General features: G+C 41.6%; 18 protein-coding genes. 14 read left to right on the top strand and 4 right to left on the bottom strand.

The window, feature by feature from the left end; translation table 11 throughout:
- The first annotated feature begins 63 nt into the window (after positions 1–63).
- The 4 genes from BUA53_RS12825 to BUA53_RS12840 all read left to right on the top strand — a co-directional run bounded on the left by BUA53_RS12825 (position 64) and on the right by BUA53_RS12840 (position 2947).
- Positions 64–1119, top strand: coding sequence for an ATP-grasp domain-containing protein (locus BUA53_RS12825; protein ID WP_072835782.1), 1056 nt, complete (start codon positions 64–66; stop codon positions 1117–1119).
- Positions 1120–1176: 57 nt separating this feature from the next.
- On the top strand, positions 1177–1887 hold the full coding sequence (locus tag BUA53_RS12830; RefSeq protein ID WP_072835783.1) for a LysE family translocator: 711 nt from the start codon (positions 1177–1179) through the stop codon (positions 1885–1887).
- Between the two features lie 10 nt (positions 1888–1897).
- Positions 1898–2389: a DinB family protein gene (locus tag BUA53_RS12835; protein WP_072835784.1), complete on the top strand. Its 492-nt coding sequence runs from the start codon at positions 1898–1900 to the stop codon at positions 2387–2389.
- 120 nt (positions 2390–2509) lie between these two features.
- A complete protein-coding gene (locus BUA53_RS12840; RefSeq protein ID WP_072835785.1) occupies positions 2510–2947 on the top strand; it encodes a DoxX family protein in 438 nt (145 codons plus the stop codon).
- 59 nt (positions 2948–3006) lie between these two features.
- On the opposite strand, the gene BUA53_RS12845 is transcribed toward BUA53_RS12840, so the two are convergent.
- Positions 3007–3720: a hypothetical protein gene (locus BUA53_RS12845; protein ID WP_072835786.1), complete on the bottom strand. Its 714-nt coding sequence runs from the start codon at positions 3718–3720 to the stop codon at positions 3007–3009.
- Between the two features lie 509 nt (positions 3721–4229).
- The gene (locus BUA53_RS12850; protein WP_072835787.1) at positions 4230–5555 is read right to left on the bottom strand and encodes a 4Fe-4S dicluster domain-containing protein; all 1326 of its coding nucleotides are present in this window, start codon (positions 5553–5555) and stop codon (positions 4230–4232) included.
- A 42-nt stretch (positions 5556–5597) separates the two neighbouring features.
- Between BUA53_RS12850 and BUA53_RS12855 the strand changes: the two genes are divergently transcribed.
- Entirely contained in the window at positions 5598–6104 is a 507-nt protein-coding gene (locus BUA53_RS12855) for a phosphoribosyltransferase family protein (RefSeq protein WP_072835788.1), read from the top strand.
- Positions 6105–6128: 24 nt separating this feature from the next.
- Here the strand turns inward: BUA53_RS12855 and BUA53_RS12860 are convergent, their stop codons facing one another.
- The gene (locus BUA53_RS12860) at positions 6129–7088 is read right to left on the bottom strand and encodes a DUF2279 domain-containing protein (RefSeq protein WP_072835789.1); all 960 of its coding nucleotides are present in this window, start codon (positions 7086–7088) and stop codon (positions 6129–6131) included.
- 149 nt (positions 7089–7237) lie between these two features.
- Between BUA53_RS12860 and BUA53_RS12865 the strand changes: the two genes are divergently transcribed.
- Positions 7238–8962, top strand: a complete 1725-nt coding sequence (locus tag BUA53_RS12865; protein WP_072835790.1) for a phospho-sugar mutase — start codon at positions 7238–7240, stop codon at positions 8960–8962.
- A 158-nt stretch (positions 8963–9120) separates the two neighbouring features.
- Here the strand turns inward: BUA53_RS12865 and BUA53_RS12870 are convergent, their stop codons facing one another.
- Entirely contained in the window at positions 9121–9744 is a 624-nt protein-coding gene (locus BUA53_RS12870; protein WP_072835791.1) for a methyltransferase family protein, read from the bottom strand.
- Between the two features lie 61 nt (positions 9745–9805).
- On the opposite strand from BUA53_RS12870, the gene BUA53_RS12875 reads away from it, so the two are divergent.
- The 8 genes from BUA53_RS12875 to BUA53_RS12910 all read left to right on the top strand — a co-directional run bounded on the left by BUA53_RS12875 (position 9806) and on the right by BUA53_RS12910 (position 19088).
- Entirely contained in the window at positions 9806–10462 is a 657-nt protein-coding gene (locus tag BUA53_RS12875; protein ID WP_072835792.1) for a protein-L-isoaspartate(D-aspartate) O-methyltransferase, read from the top strand.
- Between the two features lie 115 nt (positions 10463–10577).
- A complete protein-coding gene (locus BUA53_RS12880) occupies positions 10578–13025 on the top strand; it encodes a penicillin acylase family protein (RefSeq protein ID WP_072835812.1) in 2448 nt (815 codons plus the stop codon).
- A 5-nt stretch (positions 13026–13030) separates the two neighbouring features.
- On the top strand, positions 13031–13384 hold the full coding sequence (locus tag BUA53_RS12885) for a hypothetical protein (protein ID WP_072835813.1): 354 nt from the start codon (positions 13031–13033) through the stop codon (positions 13382–13384).
- A 178-nt stretch (positions 13385–13562) separates the two neighbouring features.
- Positions 13563–13910, top strand: a complete 348-nt coding sequence (locus tag BUA53_RS12890) for a hypothetical protein (RefSeq protein WP_072835793.1) — start codon at positions 13563–13565, stop codon at positions 13908–13910.
- 173 nt (positions 13911–14083) lie between these two features.
- Complete coding sequence (trhO, locus tag BUA53_RS12895; RefSeq protein WP_072835794.1) at positions 14084–15136, top strand: oxygen-dependent tRNA uridine(34) hydroxylase TrhO; 1053 nt, start codon at positions 14084–14086, stop codon at positions 15134–15136.
- Positions 15137–15283: 147 nt separating this feature from the next.
- Positions 15284–15688, top strand: coding sequence for a hypothetical protein (locus BUA53_RS12900; RefSeq protein WP_139256429.1), 405 nt, complete (start codon positions 15284–15286; stop codon positions 15686–15688).
- Positions 15689–15788: 100 nt separating this feature from the next.
- Positions 15789–18176: a TonB-dependent receptor gene (locus tag BUA53_RS12905; RefSeq protein ID WP_072835796.1), complete on the top strand. Its 2388-nt coding sequence runs from the start codon at positions 15789–15791 to the stop codon at positions 18174–18176.
- Between the two features lie 12 nt (positions 18177–18188).
- Positions 18189–19088 (top strand): heme/hemin ABC transporter substrate-binding protein, encoded by a 900-nt coding sequence (locus BUA53_RS12910; protein WP_217652993.1) that lies wholly within the window; start codon positions 18189–18191, stop codon positions 19086–19088.
- Positions 19089–19095 lie beyond the last annotated feature (7 nt).

A 19095-nucleotide genomic window follows, 5' to 3' on the forward strand; every position in this document is an offset into this window, starting at 1 on the left:
GAAGCTTTATGGTAATGAAAATAGATACCGGTAACAATATGTGTTTATTTTTGAAGGCTTACTATGAATTGGAAAGGATTTTGGGAAAAATGGTCCAACTGGGAGTTATGGCCTTTTGCACTTCGCTATCTTTTTATCAGTCCTGTATGGGCATGGTATTGCCTGCGTTCGGGATCGCTATGGTTTTTTTCTTCTTCTAATCCTACTATTACATTCGGCGGCTTTGAAGGGGAGGGCAAAAAGGAAATGTATGAACTGCTGCCTTTGAACACCTATCCAAAGACCATTTATATTCAACCCGGAGAACTATTTCCTTCAGTGAAGCACCGCATACAGGAAAATGGTTTTACCTATCCATTTATAGTTAAGCCGGATGTAGGCATGAAAGGTCTTTTGTTCAGGAAGATAGATAACGAAGCAGCCCTTGAAAAATACCACAGGATGATACCTATGGAATACATCGTACAGGAACTGGTGGAGTATCCGCTGGAGGTTAGTGTATTTTATTACAGGTATCCCAACCAGGAAAAAGGGGTGATCACGGGCTTTATACAAAAGGAGTTAATGGATATCACCGGTGATGGCAGCAGCACCATTTGGGAATTGATAGTTGCCCATGATAAAGCAAGGCACAGGCTGGAAGAAATGCGTATCAAGCATATTGAATCACTGGACAGGGTGTTGCCTGAAGGAGAAAGGTATATATTGACCCATGCGGCTAACCTGAATAGGGGAGCAAGGTTCACCAATTTAAAACATTTAATAGACGCAGACCTGTTGAAGGTGTTTGATGCACTCAGTCATCCCACACAGTTTTATTATGGCCGGTACGACATAAAATGCAGGTCGGTTGAGGATCTGAAAAAAGGAGTGCATTTTAGTATCCTTGAATTTAATGGCAGCGGGGCAGAACCTAACCATGTATATAATGCGGGGTACAGTTTATGGCAGGCTAACGCAGAATTCATTAAACACTGGAAGGTGCTATATGAAATATCGCGGTACAATAAAGATCATGGTTTGCCTTACTGGTCTTTTAAGAGAGGATGGGATTTTTTAAAGGAAGCTAAAAGACACCTGAAATTGCTGGAACAATATGACAGGGAGATACTGGTTTAATAAAGATCAGTAATTGAAAAAAGGATAAATGGTATTTTCGAAATTAAGCACCTGGATATGCAAAAGCTGGTACGTATTTTTTTTACAGGTCTATTTATAAGCTTCCTGGGTTCCCTTCCACTGGGCACGCTGAATATTGCAGCTATGCAGATAGCCATTGCAGAAACTGTAAAAGCTGCACTTTTCTTTTCCTTGGGTTCACTCACAGCAGAGATCATTTATGTGAGGCTATCACTGGTAGCCATGGATTGGGTGCGCAAGCAGCAGAAAATATTAAAGGCGCTGGAATGGGTGACACTGGTTATAGTGCTGGCCCTCGCTGTTTCCAGCTTCTATACAGCCATGCACCCGGGGGTGCACAAAAGCCCGATTCTGAATACTTCTTTGCATCCTTACTTCCTGGGTTTGACTATGAGTGCAGTGAACCCGGTGCAGATACCATTCTGGTTTGGATGGAGCACCGTACTATTTACCAAGAATATTCTATTGCCGCGTAACAGCCATTACAATACATATATAGTAGGTATCGGCCTTGGAACTTTGTTAGGGAACTGTGTTTTTATTTTTGGTGGAAGGATCATAGCAGACCGCATCAGCAGCAACCAGAATATATTAAACTGGGTGATCGGTGGCATTTTCCTGGTCACTGCCCTGATACAATTGTATAAGATACTAAAGCATAAAGATGCGCATCATGATATTGAACATCCCGAAGAGCTGACCCGTAAATTCGAAGGACATTTGGATGAAATAAATAAGCACACTTAAACAAATTGATATGTTGAATCAATCTATTATTGCTGAGCTCAAACAGGAAGCAGTACAAACAAAAAAGATACTGGAAAAAGTTCCCTTTGATCAATGGCAGTGGAAGCCCCATCAGAAATCAATGGCGCTCGGAAGGCTGGCCTCTCATGTGGCAGAATTGCCAAAATGGATCACTATGTGCATCAACACTGATGAACTGGATTTCAGCAAAAGGGGATACAAGGCAAACGTTTTTGAAAGCAGGGAGCAGTTATTACAGCAACTGGATGAAAATGTGCAGGAGGCGCTTTCAACCCTGGAGAAAACAAGTGATGCGCAATTACAGGAAAACTGGACCTTACGCAATGGAGAACATGTGATTTTTACACTGCCGAAGATAAACGTAATACGTTCCGCAGCTATGAATCATATGATCCACCACAGGGGGCAATTATCCGTATTCCTTCGCCTGTTGGATATTCCTGTTCCAGGTATGTATGGACCAAGCGCAGATGAATCCTGATATATAGGTTGTGAAACAGAAGGTTTTTTAGCCTGAGTACTGACCATGGTCAATAAATGGATGTATAGAATAAATGTAGCTTTGTTTTAGTTCTTTTTTTCCAACCTAAAACTTAGCTATATGAACAGCGTACAACGCCTCGAATTCTGGGGTGAACACCACCATCCCAAATGGCTGGATATTTTGCGTGTAGCACTGGGCGTCTTTCTTTGCTTCAGGGGAATCAACTTTGCTACACACATGGGTGAATTGATGAACGTACTGACAGGTAGCATGCCTTTTAGCACCTTCATGTTAGTATTGATAGGCCACTACGTGGTTTTTGCCCATATAATGGGAGGTTTTCTCCTTGCTGTAGGTATGCTTACGCGCATGGCCTGCATCATACAGATACCTATTTTAATGGGGGCCATTATTTTTGGAGAATTCTCTGAAACTTTGAAACCGTTATCTGAAGCCCTTATCTCTGTAGTGGTATTGGTATTGCTGCTTTATTTCTTTGTCATCGGCAGTGGTCCATGGTCTTTGGATAAAGCTTTTGAAAAAACGGATCAATAGGATAGGATTTGTAGCCATAATATACTGACAAAACATGGTGCTACCCTTAAAGTGGGGGATTATCCTGGTTGCTTAAGAGGTTTGCCCACAGCAATGGAACAATCATGGCCGGTTTGCCCATGAGCAGGGTTTAACCTGGCACCTGTACTATCCATTGGCAATGAATTCCATATAGCTAAAGAATCTTCACGGGACAATGTTTTTGTTACCGCCGGCTTAACAGGTGTGGAAGGATTTGTTTTACCTGGCGGTGCATTTAATGGAACTCCTACAGCAATATCACATCTATGTCCAGGCAGGCCATGAGCCGGGTTTAATTTAGGAAGAGCGCCTGTTGGCAAGGTTGTAGTTATAGCACTGGTTGCAGCAGGTGAGGAATTGAGTGGTGCCCCTACAGCAATATCACATCTGTGTCCTGGTTTTCCATGCGCGGGATTTATTCCTGCCGCTGGTGTCAGGCTATTTTGGGAGATTATAGGTGGTGGAATTTGTGTTGCCAGGTTACCTGCAGGTTGTGGTATAACAGGTAAATCTTTTGATGTTGCGGGTAAAGACGCCGAAACAGGCAATGGATCACCTACCGCTATATCGCACCTGTGACCTGGTTGCCCGTGTGCCGGGTTCCGGGCAGTACCTGCGGTGGAATTGCTTGCAAACATTACTCCCGGCTTTGGATGATAGTATTGAACATAACTTCTCTGGTTATCATCATTGCAGGAGCCAAGTATCATCAATAGTATAATAAAGGATAAAAAACTAACCGTAGTTCGCATGGCAGCTATTTTAATAAATATACAAAAATCTTCTGCTTATATGGATGCAGTTGCCAATGAAAAGCAAGCCCGGTATAAACCCCGGCGTTTCAGAACTTAACCACTATTTTAGGTAACACCTTTACCAGGATAAGAAAATACCTGCCCCTGGGAAAGAGCAGGTATTTTTTAAATAGTGGTCATTTGACCAATGCTTACCATGATAGAATAGTGCTGGTCCTTAGCTTTTCAAAACTTTATAAAATACGATCATAAAACAAACCAGTATAAGAATGGCAAAGTCTGTGATCTCTTTCCGGTCAAGCTTGGGGTATAATGTAAATAGCAGTAGTTTCCTTAAGAAGTTCATAGGGGTACAAGTTTAGGATTTTTACGGTGCGACAAGATAATAAGTCTATATGGAATATGCAAGCAGTCCATGAATAGTAATTTATTATGCAGACCTAAACGCTGTATAATCAAGTGCCTGCAAAAACTTTACCTGATAAATTCTTTTCTCAAGATGCGCATCAGGACTTCATTTCAGCCACCCAGCTGTCCCTGTCATCGGGACTGAACTTCCAGGGGGCGAAATTGTTTTCCACATTGCTGTACATACCATTCCATTCAGTGGGCTGGTTGCTCTCTTCCAGTGCCAGGTATCTTTTCAATTGGTTGATGATGCTTAAAGGACTGATCAGCACAGGACATACCTGCACGCAAGCCTGGCAACTGGTACAAGCCCATAGTTCTTCGGTGGTAATATAATCATGCAAAAGTGTTTTGGAATCTTGCTGTCCGTCGGGATTGTTATCTCTTAAAGTACCCACTTCTTCCATACGGTCGCGGGTATCCATCATGATCTTTCGGGGTGATAATTTCTTGCCTGTCTGGTTAGCCGGGCAGGCTGCAGTGCATCGGCCACACTCAGTGCAGGTATAGGCATCCAGCAGGTTTTTCCAACTCAGATCATTGATGTCTTTGGCTCCGAATTTTTTATGTTCTTCATTGGCTGCTTCTGCAGGAATGGTTTCGGGCTGCATGGCATACAATACTTCCCTTTGTATCTCGGGCATGTTATCCATTTTGCCCTGGGGTTGCAGGCGTGCATAATATGTATTGGGAAAGGCCAGCAGAATGTGTAAATGTTTAGAGTAGGGCAGGTAATTTAAAAAAACAAAGATGCCGGCAATGTGCATCCACCATGCGGCTCTTTCAATTGTTACAAGGGAAGCTGCACTTAGGTTTTGAAAAACAGGGGTAATAAATCCGGATACCCAGAAAGATGCAGTTTGGACCTCAGCGTAATGACCATAACCTTTAAGCTGAAGCGCTTTATCTGCTGCATTCATTATAAGAAATAAAGACATTAACACTATCTCGAAGAACAATATATAGTTAGCATCACTTTTGGGCCAGCCATTTAATTCTTTCATATTCAGCCGGCGCACATGTACTATGTTTCTGCGTATAAGAAATACAATACAGGAGGTAAGCACTAAAAAGGCCAGCACCTCAAAGAAATCCAGCACAAAGGAATAGACATTACCAAGGGCAGGGGCAAATAATCTATGTGTGCCCAGGATTCCATCCAGGATGATCTCAAGGATCTCCACGTTGATAATAATAAAACCTGCATAAACAGCAAGGTGCAGGAATGCAACCAGCGGCTTATCAAACATTCTTTTTTGCCCGAAAGCCATGAGCAGCACATTTTTCCACCTGTCGGGGTGAGACTCTATTTTTTCATCCCTGCCCAGGTTGATATTCTTTCTTATGAAGATTGCTTTTTTTGTAAACAACCAGATTGCTGCTGCCACAAGGACAATAAATAAAATTTGTTGCACCAACTGCATATAGATTTGCTAATTTAAGCGCTGTAAAAATAGGAGCTAAATATGGAAACTTCGCAAAACAGGAATTGTGTTTTAGACAAGGAAGCCATCAACAGGAAGATGAAACGCATGGCATTGGAGATAGCCGAGCAGAATAATGACGTAGCCGACCTGCTCATTGCAGGTATTACGGGCAATGGTGAAATAGTGGCTAAGTGCCTTGTTGAGGAACTATCTAAATTAAGCTCCATTAAGACAAGCCTGATCAAGGTAATAATAAATAAGAAGCAATTAATGGATGCATCATTAGAGCCAGCAACAGATGTGACCAATAAAAACGTCATCCTGGTAGATGATGTGGCAAATACGGGTAAAACCATGTTGTATGCCTTAAAACCATTTTTAGCTTCACGACCTGCAAGGATCCAAACCCTGGTACTGGTGGAGCGCAGCCATAAGCTTTTTCCTATTCAGACAGATTATGCCGGGCTGTCATTGGCCACAACCTTACAGGAACATATAAGCGTGGAAACGGAAGGTGATACGATAACAGGCGCCTGGCTGTATTAACCCCATTCAATAGGAATGCTAATCTTAAAAGCTGATCCAGTGGCCTTTAAATTTGCCATTAGATAATTCCAGTGTGGGTGCAGGGATCTTCAACACATTCAAAACAGAAAAGGCTGTCCGGAGAAACCTGCTTTTGGTTTTGATCCTTGCCAGGTCTATATCAGGTGAGAGATACCATTGCCTTCTTCGCTTAAGGTCCCGCCTGTCAAAAACAACATTTCCTTCTTTATCATATGCCAGGTTTTGATAACCGCCAAACATATTATCTGCTCCATACCCAATAGCAAGGTTGAGCCAGGGGGGTAATCCGTCTATACCACATGTTGATGAAAGGTTTATGCTTAACCAATAAGTTTGTGCATTATAATCTTTTAGTAGTCTTTCCGGGAGGCTGCTGCCGAATAGATCGTTGGCTCGTTGTTCCAGTGCAGCAGGTTTGTATTTTTTTTGAAAGGATGAAAACTTCAGGCTGATCTTTTGCTCTTTCCATACCAGTGCCTGGGAAGCAAAAAGAGTAGCACCAAAAAGATCGGCAGCTGCATCAGGCCAGCTCCATCCCCATTCAGCCGACCTCCCATCGAGGTATTCAATAGAAAGCATATAGGCCAGGCTGGTACCTGTGCCCAAAACAACTGACTGGCGGTCATTCATGCCAGCCCATTTCCACACGGTTGTATTGACACGGGAACTATGATAGGCAGTCCATGCATGGCCGATCTTATCCATCTGCAGCCATTCGCCGGCGTCATTAAAACTGTGAAAAGATGTTCTGGGATAACCTTTATACCAGGCTTCATTTAAGAATATAAATGATCCGCCATACACTGCTGCCATACCTGTTGCTGCCATCCATTTACGTTCGCTAAAATTAATTGTGGAAGCAGGTAATAATGCGCTATCCCTGTTGTGGATATGGGCATTGTACTCCTGGGCATTTGCAGATAGGGCAATAAAAATAAAAACAGATACGAGCCATTTTCTCACCTTTCAAATGTACGTACACTTAACTTCGCATTGTATTAAAATGGAAGGATAAAAACGGTAATGCCATTAACTGGCATCAGAATTTTAAATAGATAAACTCCTTTATTTTAGATAACAGTTAAAATATTCAAACCAATAAATTCTATACGATGGATGCTGCTATTCAACAGAACGTAGATAAATGGCTGAACGGAGCTTTTGATGAAGAAGTAAAGAACCAGATACGGGAACTACAGAAAAATGGATCTGATGAACTGGCGGATGCATTTTACCGCACCCTCGAATTTGGTACAGGTGGGTTGCGTGGTTTAATGGGTGTGGGCACCAACAGGATGAACAAATACACGGTTGGTATGGCTACCCAGGGATATGCCAATTACCTGAAACAAAGTTTTCCGAATGAACAGGTAAAAGTGGCTATTGCCCATGACAGCCGCAACAACAGCCGTTTCTTTGCTGAAACCGCAGCAAATGTTTTTGGCGCTAATGGAATCAAGGTTTTTTTATTTGAAGACCTGCGGCCTACACCTGAACTTTCTTTTACCATCAGGCAGTTTGGATGCCAGGGGGGCGTAGTGTGCACAGCATCGCATAATCCGAAAGAATACAATGGTTATAAGGCCTACTGGAATGACGGGGGCCAGTTGGTGCCACCGCATGATAAGGCTGTAATTGCAGAAGTGGAAAAGATACATGATGTGACAGACGTAAAATGGAGCGGGGGAGAAGCCAATATTGAAATAATAGGTAAGGATGTAGATGAAGCTTATGTAAAGATGGTCAAAGGCCTGAGCGTTTACCCAGAGGTGATCAAAGAGCAGAAAGACCTTAAGATCGTATATACTCCCATACATGGTACCGGTATTAAATTGGTGCCGGCAGTGCTTAAAGCCTTTGGTTTTGAGAATGTGCATATAGTAGAAGCACAAGCCATTCCAGATGGTAATTTTCCCACTGTAGTTTCTCCCAACCCGGAGGAAAGTGAAGCCATGAGTATGGGATTAAAACAAGCAGAAGCAATAGATGCAGATATACTGCTTGGTACAGATCCAGACGCTGACAGGGTAGGCATAGGTGTGAAAGACAACAACGGCAAGTGGGTGCTGATGAATGGCAACCAGACAGCGGTACTGGCTTTCAATTATATGATGGAAAGCCGCAAGGAAAAGGGTATTGCACAACCCAATGATATGGTGGTCAAGACCATTGTTACCACAGATCTTATTGACGTAATAGCTGCATCACTCGGAGTTAAATGCTATAATGTATTAACGGGCTTTAAATGGATAGCGGAATTGATCAAGGAAAAGGAGGGAAAGGAAAACTATGTAATTGGTGGAGAGGAAAGCTATGGTTTAATGATAGGCTCGCAGATCCGGGATAAGGATGCCGTTTCTGCTGTGGCCTTATTGTGTGAAATGGCAGCTTATGAAAAAAGTAAAGGCAAGACCCTGTTTCAAAAACTCCTGGAGCTGTATAGTAAATACGGTTATTACCAGGAGGATCTTATCTCCATTACTAAAAAAGGAATGAATGGTCAGCAGGAGATAGCTCAAATGATGGAGGACTTTAGAAATAACCCGCCAAAAGAACTTGGAGGCGTTAAAGTAACCCAATTGCTTGATTATCAAAAGCAGGTGAAGACCGATCTTCTTACTGGTCAAACTTCAGCCATTACGCTTCCCAAATCCAATGTCCTGCAGTTTATTCTTGAAGATGGTAGTAAGATCAGTGCCCGCCCTTCAGGTACAGAGCCAAAGATCAAGTTTTATTTTAGTGTCAATACTAAATTGGAGGCCATTGATAAATTTGCTGAAGCTCAGCAAAAAGCCAGGGGAAAGATCAAAGGAATTATCCAGGATATGAAGCTGTAATTGGTTTATAAACTTCTATAAAATTAAAAAGTGCTCTTATGGAGCACTTCCTCTTTTTTAGGCGGATGGACTTAATATTTTGATTTGTTTATTTCCTCGTGAGGGCACAAAGAAAAGGGGAAATCTTCAACCATACAAAAGAGAATCGCTGAAATCCCCTATTTAAGGGTTGATCTGGGCTCACCTACCGGTACAGATCTGAAGGTAGGGATGAGTTTGGGAACGCTTGCCTGGTACTGTTTATAGCTGTTACCATATTCTTTCACCAGTTTGTCTTCCTCGAACCTGATTGCGATCAATGTATACACTGTAATGACAGTGTCAGCTATTAATACGGTCCATAAAGGGAAGCACAGGAATGCACCCCAGATAAACGCAAAAGTGCCAAGGTATAATGGGTGCCGTACATATTTATGAACGCCCGAAATGATCAGCGTGCTATGGCTGTCTTCCTTCACCAGGCTTAAAAGCCCGCTTAAGCTTATAAAATACTTTTTTATGCAGATAAACATGATAACCAATCCGGTTAAAGCTATCGTGACTCCTGCTAACCTGGAAAACATGGTGGTTTTGAAAACAGCCATTGTTTCAATACTAAACTGATAATATAAAATGTACACCAGGAACACAAAAGCGAAGATTGTATAGACCAGCCTGTAATACCGGAATTGATTGCCGAGGATAACAGCCAGCTTAATTTTAATAGCAATGCTGGCCAGCAGGCTATGCAAAAGGCAATAAACGGTCCATAAAAGAAAAAGAATGATATGATTTCCAGGCATCTATAAAAGTACTCCTTTAGCTTTTTATGGAAAGACATCTCCATAAAATTATATTTGCCGCATGAGAAGGTTTGAAGATACGTACCGTCATAAGGGACTTCGTAAAAAGCTGGTGGAAACAGTTAGGTCGAAAGGCATTACAGATGAAAAGGTGCTGGAGGCAATAGAAAGGATACCAAGACATTTTTTCCTGGATTCAGCCTTTGATGAAGTGGCTTACGAGGACAAGGCATTTCCTATTGCAGAACATCAAACCATTTCTCAACCCTATACAGTAGCCTATCAAACGCAGTTACTGGAATTAAAACCTTTTGAAAAAGTATTGGAAATAGGTACAGGCAGTGCCTACCAGGCATCAGTATTGGCGGAGTTGGGTGTGCAGGTATATACAATTGAACGACAGAAAAAGCTGTTTGAATCCAATAAGCGGTTTGACTTCATTAAAAGATATCCCAATATCAAATTCTTTTATGGCGATGGCTATGAAGGATTGCCCACATTTGCTCCTTTTGATAAAGTGCTGATCACAGCAGCAGCTCCGGATATACCTCAAAAACTGGTGCAGCAAATGAAAACGGGGGCCATGATGGTCATTCCTGTTGGTACCGGGGAAGTGCAGGTTATGAAACGCCTGACCAAGCAAAAAGATGGCGGTCTTAAAGAAGAAATATTTGATCGGTTTAGTTTTGTTCCCATGCTGGGAGGCAAGAACGATTAATGATATTGAAGGTAAAGAGTATACAATAGTCAGTTTTCCTTTATTATCTTTCCTATTTATTAATCACTCAATCATTCGCTGTGTTGTCAATAACCAGGCACAGTGAACCATGCTTATGAGAATAATACCTTTTGTCATTAGTCTTGTAGTTACGCTGGGCCTTGTATTTGCTCTGAATACAAAGATCGGGACCATACCTCCCCTGGGAAAGTTTCTTAGCCCCCAGCAAGGGTTTTGGCAAAATGCTGAACCTTGTGATGCAAGGCTGGATGAAGATCTGCGTTTTCCAGATCTTAAAGGAAAGGTGAAGGTATACATGGATGAGCGCATGGTACCTCATGTATTTGCGGAAAATGATGAAGATGTATATTTCGTACAGGGATATCTCCATGCCAAATACAGGTTATTCCAGATGGAATTTCAAACCCATGCAGCAGCAGGAAGGTTGAGTGAAATATTAGGCAATAACCCACAGATCATCAACTATGACAGGCTGCAGCGAAGAATGGGTATGGTGTATGGTGCGGAAAATGAATTGAAAGCTGTTGCAAAAGATGCGCTTACGCAAAAAGTATACGATGCCTACACTGCAGGTGTGAATAGTTATATCAACTCTCTTTCTGCAGGAAACTTACCTGTGGAGTATAAACTACTTGACTTCAGGCCAGAGCCATGGACCAATTTAAAAATAGCATTGTTCTTTAAAGTGATGTGCAGTGACCTTGCAGGGCAGGAATATGCAAAGGATATATCCTTCAGTAATGAAAAGTCCCTGTTTTCAAAAGAAGAGATGGATATGTTATATCCCCAGGTTTCAGATTCATCTGTATCTATTATTCCTAAAGGAACAATATTTGAATCCCCGTCGGTACATCCTGAAATTCCTGCCAATGCAGATTCGTTTTACCTACAGAAAGATTCTATTGCTGAGCCGGTAAAAGTGCCAAAACCCTTTGAGGTCAAGGGAAGTAACAATTGGGTGGTAAGTGGCGCAAAAACCAAAAGTGGTGCTCCCATCTTATGCAACGACCCTCACCTTAGGCTAACACTTCCTTCTATCTGGTACGAAATGCAATTACATACACCTACAATGAATGTGTATGGTGTAGGATTTCCAAGTGTTCCCGGAATAGTTATAGGCTATAATGATAGCATTGCTATTGGGTTAACAAATGCCGGCAGGGATGTAATGGATTATTACCAGGTGAAATTCAAAGATGCTTCCCGTAACGAATATTGGTATAAAAATCAATGGCAGGCAGCAGAGCATCGCATTGAAAAGATAAAAGTTAAAGGTGGAGCAACTATTATTGATACAGTGGCCTATACTGTCTTTGGACCGGTGACGTATGACAGGAGTTTCACTACTGCTGACTCTAATACGAATAAGGCTCTTGCTATGCGATGGACAGCTCATGATCCTTCCAATGAAGTGCTGACATTAATTAAGTTGAACAGGGCTAAGAACTATTCAGAATATAGCCAGGCAATAAAAGAATTTGCCTGCCCCGGTCAGAATATAATTTTTGGATCTACCAATGGTGATATAGCTATCTGGCAGCAGGGTAAATTTCCTGCAAGATGGAAGAACCAGGGGTTGTACGTGATGCCGGGGGAAGATGATACATATAGCTGGCAGGGATTTATTCCCCAGGGTGAAAACCCGCATGTGCTGAACCCGCCTGATAATTTTCTTCAGAGTGCTAACCAGAGAGCAGTGGATTCGTCCTATCCTTATTTTATTCCAGGGGATTATTATGTGCCCCGGGGTAGGTCCATCTACAGGCAACTGAGCCAAATGCAGGACATTACCCCACAGGACATGATGCGACTGCAGGGTAATGCTTATAGTACATTAGCTGGGGATGCAATGCCGTTATTTTCAAAATACCTCAAAACAAATGAGCTTAGTGATAACGAATTAAAATATTGGGAAGAGGTCAGCAAATGGAATTTTGAATATACAGGCCAGGAAAGGGCGCCTACTATATTCCAAACCTGGATGGATAGCCTGGAATCTGTGATCTGGTCAGATGAATTTACGCAGGCATCTAAACCTGTAACAATACCTTCTGAACAGATACTCCTGGAGAATTTATTAAGAGATTCAGCTTTCCGGTTCGTGGATAATATCAATACCCCGGAGAAAGAAAATCTCTACCAGGATGTAACGCTCTCTTTTAAAAAAGCCGTGGGCGAATTGGTTAAAAATGAGGATGGGGTAATATGGTGGAAACATCGGAATACTTTTATTCAGCACTTATTAAGAGATGCCTTGCCTGCGTTTGGAAGGACCGGGTTAATGTGCAATGGATGGAGCACAACTATCAATGCTTTGACTAAAACACATGGCCCTAGCTGGCGCATGGTTATTCATCTTACAAAGCCCATAGAAGCTTATGGAGTTTATCCAGGTGGGCAAAGCGGTAATCCAGGCAGTAAATTCTATGAGAATTTTATAGATACCTGGGCTACCGGTAAATATTTTACCCTCTGGATGATGCATGAGAATGAATCTTCTGATAAACGAATTATTGGGCAAATAAACTTTACCAATTCCTGATGAGCATGAGATTTTTATTAGCAACACTACTTACAGCAGCATTTGCATTTATTGCCGGGATGTTTTTACCCTGGTGGAGCATAGCCATTGTTTCATTTTTGGTTGCGCTGTTTTTATTGCCAAACATCGGCCTGGGTTTCCTATCCGGGTTTCTTGGGATCTTTATTCTGTGGGGGTTTTTATCATTGTGGATAGATTTGAAAAACGAAAGCATTCTCTCCGGCAAAATAGCGCAGATCATTCCCCTGGGAGGTTCGTCTATTTTATTGATTCTTGTGACTGCTTTTGTTGGAGCCATCGTGGGGGGATTTGCAGCGATGGCAGGAAGTTCTTTAGCGCCGGTGATGGTACGTAAATAAAGAAAATATATATTAAAACTAAATGAAAGAGCTCTCCTTAGTACCTGGGGGAGAATGAATATTTTCTTTCTCAATAAGTTAGGTATCTTCAGGCAGTTTAAAATATTTTCGTCTGTACAAAAACGTTCAAATAAAATTGATTGCCTAATTTCGGGCATCCAAAAACCAAGGAATAATTATGGCATTTAGTTCTACTACCATTCAACCTGTTGCAAAACCTGTTAATGAACAGCCTGTGGATAACCACAATAATGCAGCCGCAGCTTCTTTATTGAGTATGCTTGTACTTTCAGTGTACGCCGCACAAAAAAGCAAAAAGAATTTCCGTAAGCTTAAACGTAAGTTCTTATGGACAGCTTTTAAATTAAAACTAAAATCTCTTTTCAGCAGCAGGCCAACTGACCGCCAATTAGTGCTTTATATCCTTTTGGGTATCCTGGCACTGGTACTGGTATTCTATTATCCTATTGCCGCCCTTATCGTAGCTATTGTTGGATTGATCCTGTACCTGACAGGTAGTATCTGATATTAAGAATAATATTTTTTAATAAAGGACTGTGTTTCACAGTCCTTTATCTATTTAAGAAGGCCTCGATTTCACAATTTATTGAAGAGTGAAAGCGTATTTTTGTTGCTTTAAAACTGAAATTTTCCTGCCCAGGCAGGGTTCACCCGGCGAGTGTCCTATAAATTTCTATTATGGCTGTATTGCATAACCGTATCTCCCAGGCGGAGCTTAAACAACGTTTGTTCGAAGAAAAAGAACACCGGACCACCATTTCCTTCTATCATTATTTTCCAATAGAAGATCCCAGGGTTTTCAGGGATGAACTCTATAAGAACCTGGACACCATTAAGGTTTTCGGGCGTATCTATGTTGCACACGAAGGGATCAACGCCCAACTGAGTGTTCCCGACAGCCATTTTGATGCATTAAAATCGTATCTCTATTCCATTAAACCCCTGGAAGGGATCAGGTTGAATGTCGCTGTGGATGATGATGGCAAATCCTTTTGGGTACTTAAGATCAAGGTAAGGGACAAGATAGTAGCAGACGGCATTACAGATCCCAGTTTTGATATGCGTAACAGGGGAAAGTATGTAAATGCTGAGGAGTTTAACCGACTTACTTCAGATCCTGATACAATTGTGGTGGACATGCGTAACCACTATGAATATGAAGTTGGTCATTTTGAAAATGCCATTGAAGTGCCATCCGATACTTTCCGTGAGCAATTACCCATGGCAGCTGATATGCTGAAGGAGGCCCGTGATAAAAATATTATCATGTATTGTACGGGAGGTATCAGGTGCGAAAAAGCCAGTGCCTACATGCTGCACCAGGGTTTCAAAAATGTTTTCCACCTTGAAGGGGGCATAATCAATTATGCCAACCAGGTAAAAGAAAAAGGCCTTGAGTTGAAATTTAAAGGTAAAAACTTTGTTTTCGACAACAGGTTGGGGGAACGGATTACAGAAGAGATCATTGCTCGTTGCCATCAATGCGGAAAACCAGCTGATACGCATGTTAATTGTGCCAATGAGGCCTGCCATCTGCTTTTTATTCAATGTGAAGAATGCAAAAACTCCTTCGATGGCTGTTGTACCAAAGAATGCCAGGAAGTTATCCATCTTCCCCTGGAAGAACAAAAAATAGTCAGGAAAGGCATTGATAAGGGCCGTAATATCTTCAACAAGTCCAGGGCAAGATTACGTCCACGACTTGCAGACTTAAATAAAAAACTACCTTAATAATTATAGCGGCTGTTGCCTACCTTAGCAAGCCATTTCTATACCGTGAGGAAAATCGCTGCTATTTTATTGATCTGCTGTCTTTTTTTTACTCTTCTGGGGTACCACATTATTTATAAGGTCAGGCTTTCGGGTATCAAAACTGAAATGAAAGCGAGATTGCAATCCCATATTACTAATGAAGTGATGACTCTCAGGTTTAACCAGGCGGATAAATCAGAATTGGAGTGGGAAGATGGATCAGAGATACGGTACGGAAAGGAAATGTATGATGTTATAGATACAAGCACAGTAGGCAACCAGTTCGTGGTGCATTGTATCCATGATAAAAAAGAACAGGAGTTGGTAGAGAACTATCAAAAGCTTCATGATGATTCCCCATCTCCATTGCAAACAGGGCTCATTAAATTAATGACTACCAGCTTCCTTTCTGCCGCAATGCTTCAATACATCCCAGTACATTATCATAACCAAATAAATTACCCTGTATATACAGCATCAGTTGCTAATGGTTATTTTTCTTCTCCAGACCAACCCCCCCGCACTGCCTGAGCTTCTCAGATCTTGTTTTACATATCCTGCTCATGATATTATGCAATAAACCATAGGGAGCAGGTAGTCAATAAAAAGTATTTTACAAACTATTCATGCAATGAAGCAAATTTCCATTGTTATTATTTTTTTATTCTGTGCAGTCATCTTGCATGCACAGGAAACCCTTAAAGGAAAAGTTATCGACGCTCTAACCAGAAATCCTCTCCAGGGCGCATCTATAAACACCATCGGCAAAGGAGTGGCCTTTACAAATGAAGATGGCTTATTTTCCATGCCCTGTGATGTAAACAATAAACTCACCATAACTTTTCTTGGATACGAGCCTGTAGAAAAGTTTGTAAAGAATTGCAGGGATGAACTGGTAATTGAGATGGTGCCTTTCAGCCATTCTATGGAAGATGTGGAAATAACAACTACCTCGGCACAGAATAAATCAGTATTGTATCAGCCGGCATCTATAGCCAAATTAAATACACGTGAATTAAAAAGAGGCACTGGCCTTTACCTGGATGATGCAATCAATGCAAATGTTCCAGGGGTAGCCATGCAAAGAAGATCCGTTTCCGGAGGTCAGCAATTTAATATCAGGGGTTATGGAAATGGGGTAAGAGGAACAAATGGCGTCAGTAGCAATTTTGATAACCAGGGTTCCAAGGTTTACTTAAACGGCATTCCACTTACCGATGCTGAAGGCATTACTATTATGGATGACATTGACTTTGGCTCTATTGGTAATGTGGAGGTAACAAAAGGTCCTTCAGGTACTTTGTCAGGACTGGCTATTGCAGGGGTGGTAAACCTGAATACCATAAAGCCAGAACCTGGTATAACCAGTCTAGGCCAGGAAGTCCAGGTAGGCAGTTATGGTTTGAAAAGATTCACTACAAATTTTCAAACAGCAAATGAGCATGCTTCTCTTTTGGCTAATTATGGACACCAGGAATCAGATGGATTCATGTCACACACAGCATCCAAAAAACAATTTGTCAACCTTGCTGGCAATTTTCAATTAGGTCCTAAGCAATCATTATTTACCTATTTTGGGTATAGTAAAAGTTACGACCAAAGGGGAGGAGAATTGACAATAGACCAGTATAACAACCTTGATTATAGTGGTAATCCTGAATACATCAAAAGGAATGCTCATTCAGAGGTTAACAGTTTCAGGGCAGGGCTGGGTCACCGTTATCAATTCAATAAGAATATTTCCAATACTACAACTGTATTTGGTACGGCTATGAATACCAATGCCAGTTCTGCGGGTGGTTGGACTGATAAAGACCCCGTCAATTTTGGACTTCGATCTGTTATTGATACTAAATTTCCTTTGAATAATGAAGTCGTTCTTAGTGGGATCACAGGTGTTGAAACCCAACATCAGTATGCACAAACAATGGGATATACCATGGTAGCTAATGCTGCAGATCCAAACGGCTACTGGGTGGTGGGTGCAATGAGAAGTAACCAATCGACTTATACAGGAACATCATCTCTATTTACAGAATGGACCCTTTCTTTACCCAGGGAAATTTCTATTACTGCAGGTCTTGGGTGGAGCAATATGAATATTGAATTGAATGACCGTTTCTATGTTGCCAACAGCACTAATCCGCGTCAGTATAAAAAAAGCTATAGTAACATGCTCTCTCCCCATATTGCTATTAATAAAGTATTTAACAAACAGCTTTCCTTATATGCTTCCTATAGTAAGGGGTACAAAGCACCGGTAAGTTCTTACTTTTTTATCCCGGCTACAGGTAAGTTGAATACGTCATTAAAGCCCGAAGTTGGAGGTCAATTTGAAATGGGTTCTAAGGGTTTATTGTTCCATGATAAGCTAAGCTACCAGGTTGCTGTTTTCGATGCCCTTTTCTCAAATAAAATGACAGCTGTAGCTGTTCCACTTGATGGCTCTGTAACAACAACTGCCTATAGCTATGTTGCCAATGGTGGAAAACAAGACAATAAAGGCATAGAAGCCCTTTTGAAATATACTGCATATGAATCTTACAAAGGGTTTGTAAAGGCTGTAAAACCTTTTGCCAACTTTGCATTCTCAGACTTTACCTACAAGGATTTTAAGTTTCAGAAGTTTAAAGCAGGAAGTAATAACACTGCCGTAGATACGGTTGACTATAGTGGTAAAGATGTTGCAGGCGTTCCCCGGGTTACTTTTAATATTGGGTTAGATGTACTTACGAGTTACGGGTTTTATGGAAATGCTTATTATTCTTACAAGGACGCCATGCCTATTACATCTGATGGAAAGGAAATGACAGATAGCTATAGCCTGTTGAATGCAAAGCTTGGCCTGAGAAGAATGCTGTCAAACCATTTTGATGCTGATCTGTATTTTGGTGTTAATAACATTACAGGTACTCAATACTATTACATGGTTTTCGTGAACCAGTTGCCGGATGCCTATTTACCAGCTCCCAATAAAGCAAATTACTTCGGGGGTATTAATCTAAAGTACAATTTTTAAAAAATCAGAAGTGTGGCAGCTTATGTACCTGCCTCACTTCTTACCTTTTATTATATGAGAATATTTGGCTTATTAATGATTATAGGAGTTAGCCTGACTGGATGTGGACGCTTTGGTAAAAAGGTTGGAGGTGATGATAAAGACAGGATCGTTTGTGTTTCCAAGCAAATGACTGAATTTCTTTTTGCACTGAATCTTGGTCATAAAATAGTGGGCATTGACCTCACCAGTACCTATCCAACTGAAACAAAAAAGCTTACCACAGTGGGCTATCACCGTCATCTGAATGCTGAAGGCATTATTTCCCTTGAGCCAACGGTAGTGATCCACCAGGGCGACATAGCACCGGCTAACGTAATGGCGCAGGTGCAGCAAGTGGGCATTCCTGTGAAAGTATATCCTCCGGGATCTACCATTGACAGTGCTAAAATGGTGCTGGCCATGGTAGCCCATGATTATGGTGCGGATAGTATTGCCAGGCGGTTAAACCAAAACCTGGACAGGCAATTGCAAATAGCAGATTCCTTTGTTCGCAGGTTTCCCACAAGGCCAAGGGTACTTATCATACACTTTGGGCAACAGCGTAACCAGTACTTTGTTATGGGTACAAGAGGAACAGCCAATGCCATGCTTACCCTGGCAGGTGGTGACAATGCCGCTGATACCAGTTCATTCAGAGATCTCAGTGCCGAAGTCATTGCAAGAGAACAACCTGACGTTATACTGGCAACTGATTTTGGGTTTGACAGGCTGGGAGGAAGTATGCAAAAGTTTATGGATTTACCTGGAATAGCTTTAACACCAGCAGCTAAAAATGGAAAGATCTACAGGATAGAAGAGCATGACCTTGTTTACTTTGGACCACGCACAGGGGAGAACATAATTAAAATTGCCAAATTGATTCATCAATAGACAGCTC

The organism is Flavisolibacter ginsengisoli DSM 18119, assembly GCF_900129295.1.
In the GTDB taxonomy this organism is placed as follows: Bacteria; Bacteroidota; Bacteroidia; order Chitinophagales; family Chitinophagaceae; genus Flavisolibacter; species Flavisolibacter ginsengisoli.

Coding starts and splice junctions, on each gene's coding strand:
- BUA53_RS12855 (WP_072835788.1), top strand. CDS start 5,598: ATGGAAACTTCGCAAAACAGGAATTGTGTTTTAGACAAGGAAGCCATC.
- BUA53_RS12870 (WP_072835791.1), bottom strand. CDS start 9,744: ATGCCTGGAAATCATATCATTCTTTTTCTTTTATGGACCGTTTATTGC.
- BUA53_RS12890 (WP_072835793.1), top strand. CDS start 13,563: ATGGCATTTAGTTCTACTACCATTCAACCTGTTGCAAAACCTGTTAAT.
- BUA53_RS12845 (WP_072835786.1), bottom strand. CDS start 3,720: ATGCGAACTACGGTTAGTTTTTTATCCTTTATTATACTATTGATGATA.
- BUA53_RS12830 (WP_072835783.1), top strand. CDS start 1,177: ATGCAAAAGCTGGTACGTATTTTTTTTACAGGTCTATTTATAAGCTTC.
- BUA53_RS12825 (WP_072835782.1), top strand. CDS start 64: ATGAATTGGAAAGGATTTTGGGAAAAATGGTCCAACTGGGAGTTATGG.
- BUA53_RS12880 (WP_072835812.1), top strand. CDS start 10,578: ATGAGAATAATACCTTTTGTCATTAGTCTTGTAGTTACGCTGGGCCTT.
- trhO (WP_072835794.1), top strand. CDS start 14,084: ATGGCTGTATTGCATAACCGTATCTCCCAGGCGGAGCTTAAACAACGT.
- BUA53_RS12900 (WP_139256429.1), top strand. CDS start 15,284: ATGAAAGCGAGATTGCAATCCCATATTACTAATGAAGTGATGACTCTC.
- BUA53_RS12840 (WP_072835785.1), top strand. CDS start 2,510: ATGAACAGCGTACAACGCCTCGAATTCTGGGGTGAACACCACCATCCC.
- BUA53_RS12905 (WP_072835796.1), top strand. CDS start 15,789: ATGAAGCAAATTTCCATTGTTATTATTTTTTTATTCTGTGCAGTCATC.
- BUA53_RS12865 (WP_072835790.1), top strand. CDS start 7,238: ATGGATGCTGCTATTCAACAGAACGTAGATAAATGGCTGAACGGAGCT.
- BUA53_RS12835 (WP_072835784.1), top strand. CDS start 1,898: ATGTTGAATCAATCTATTATTGCTGAGCTCAAACAGGAAGCAGTACAA.
- BUA53_RS12850 (WP_072835787.1), bottom strand. CDS start 5,555: ATGCAGTTGGTGCAACAAATTTTATTTATTGTCCTTGTGGCAGCAGCA.
- BUA53_RS12885 (WP_072835813.1), top strand. CDS start 13,031: ATGAGATTTTTATTAGCAACACTACTTACAGCAGCATTTGCATTTATT.
- BUA53_RS12875 (WP_072835792.1), top strand. CDS start 9,806: ATGAGAAGGTTTGAAGATACGTACCGTCATAAGGGACTTCGTAAAAAG.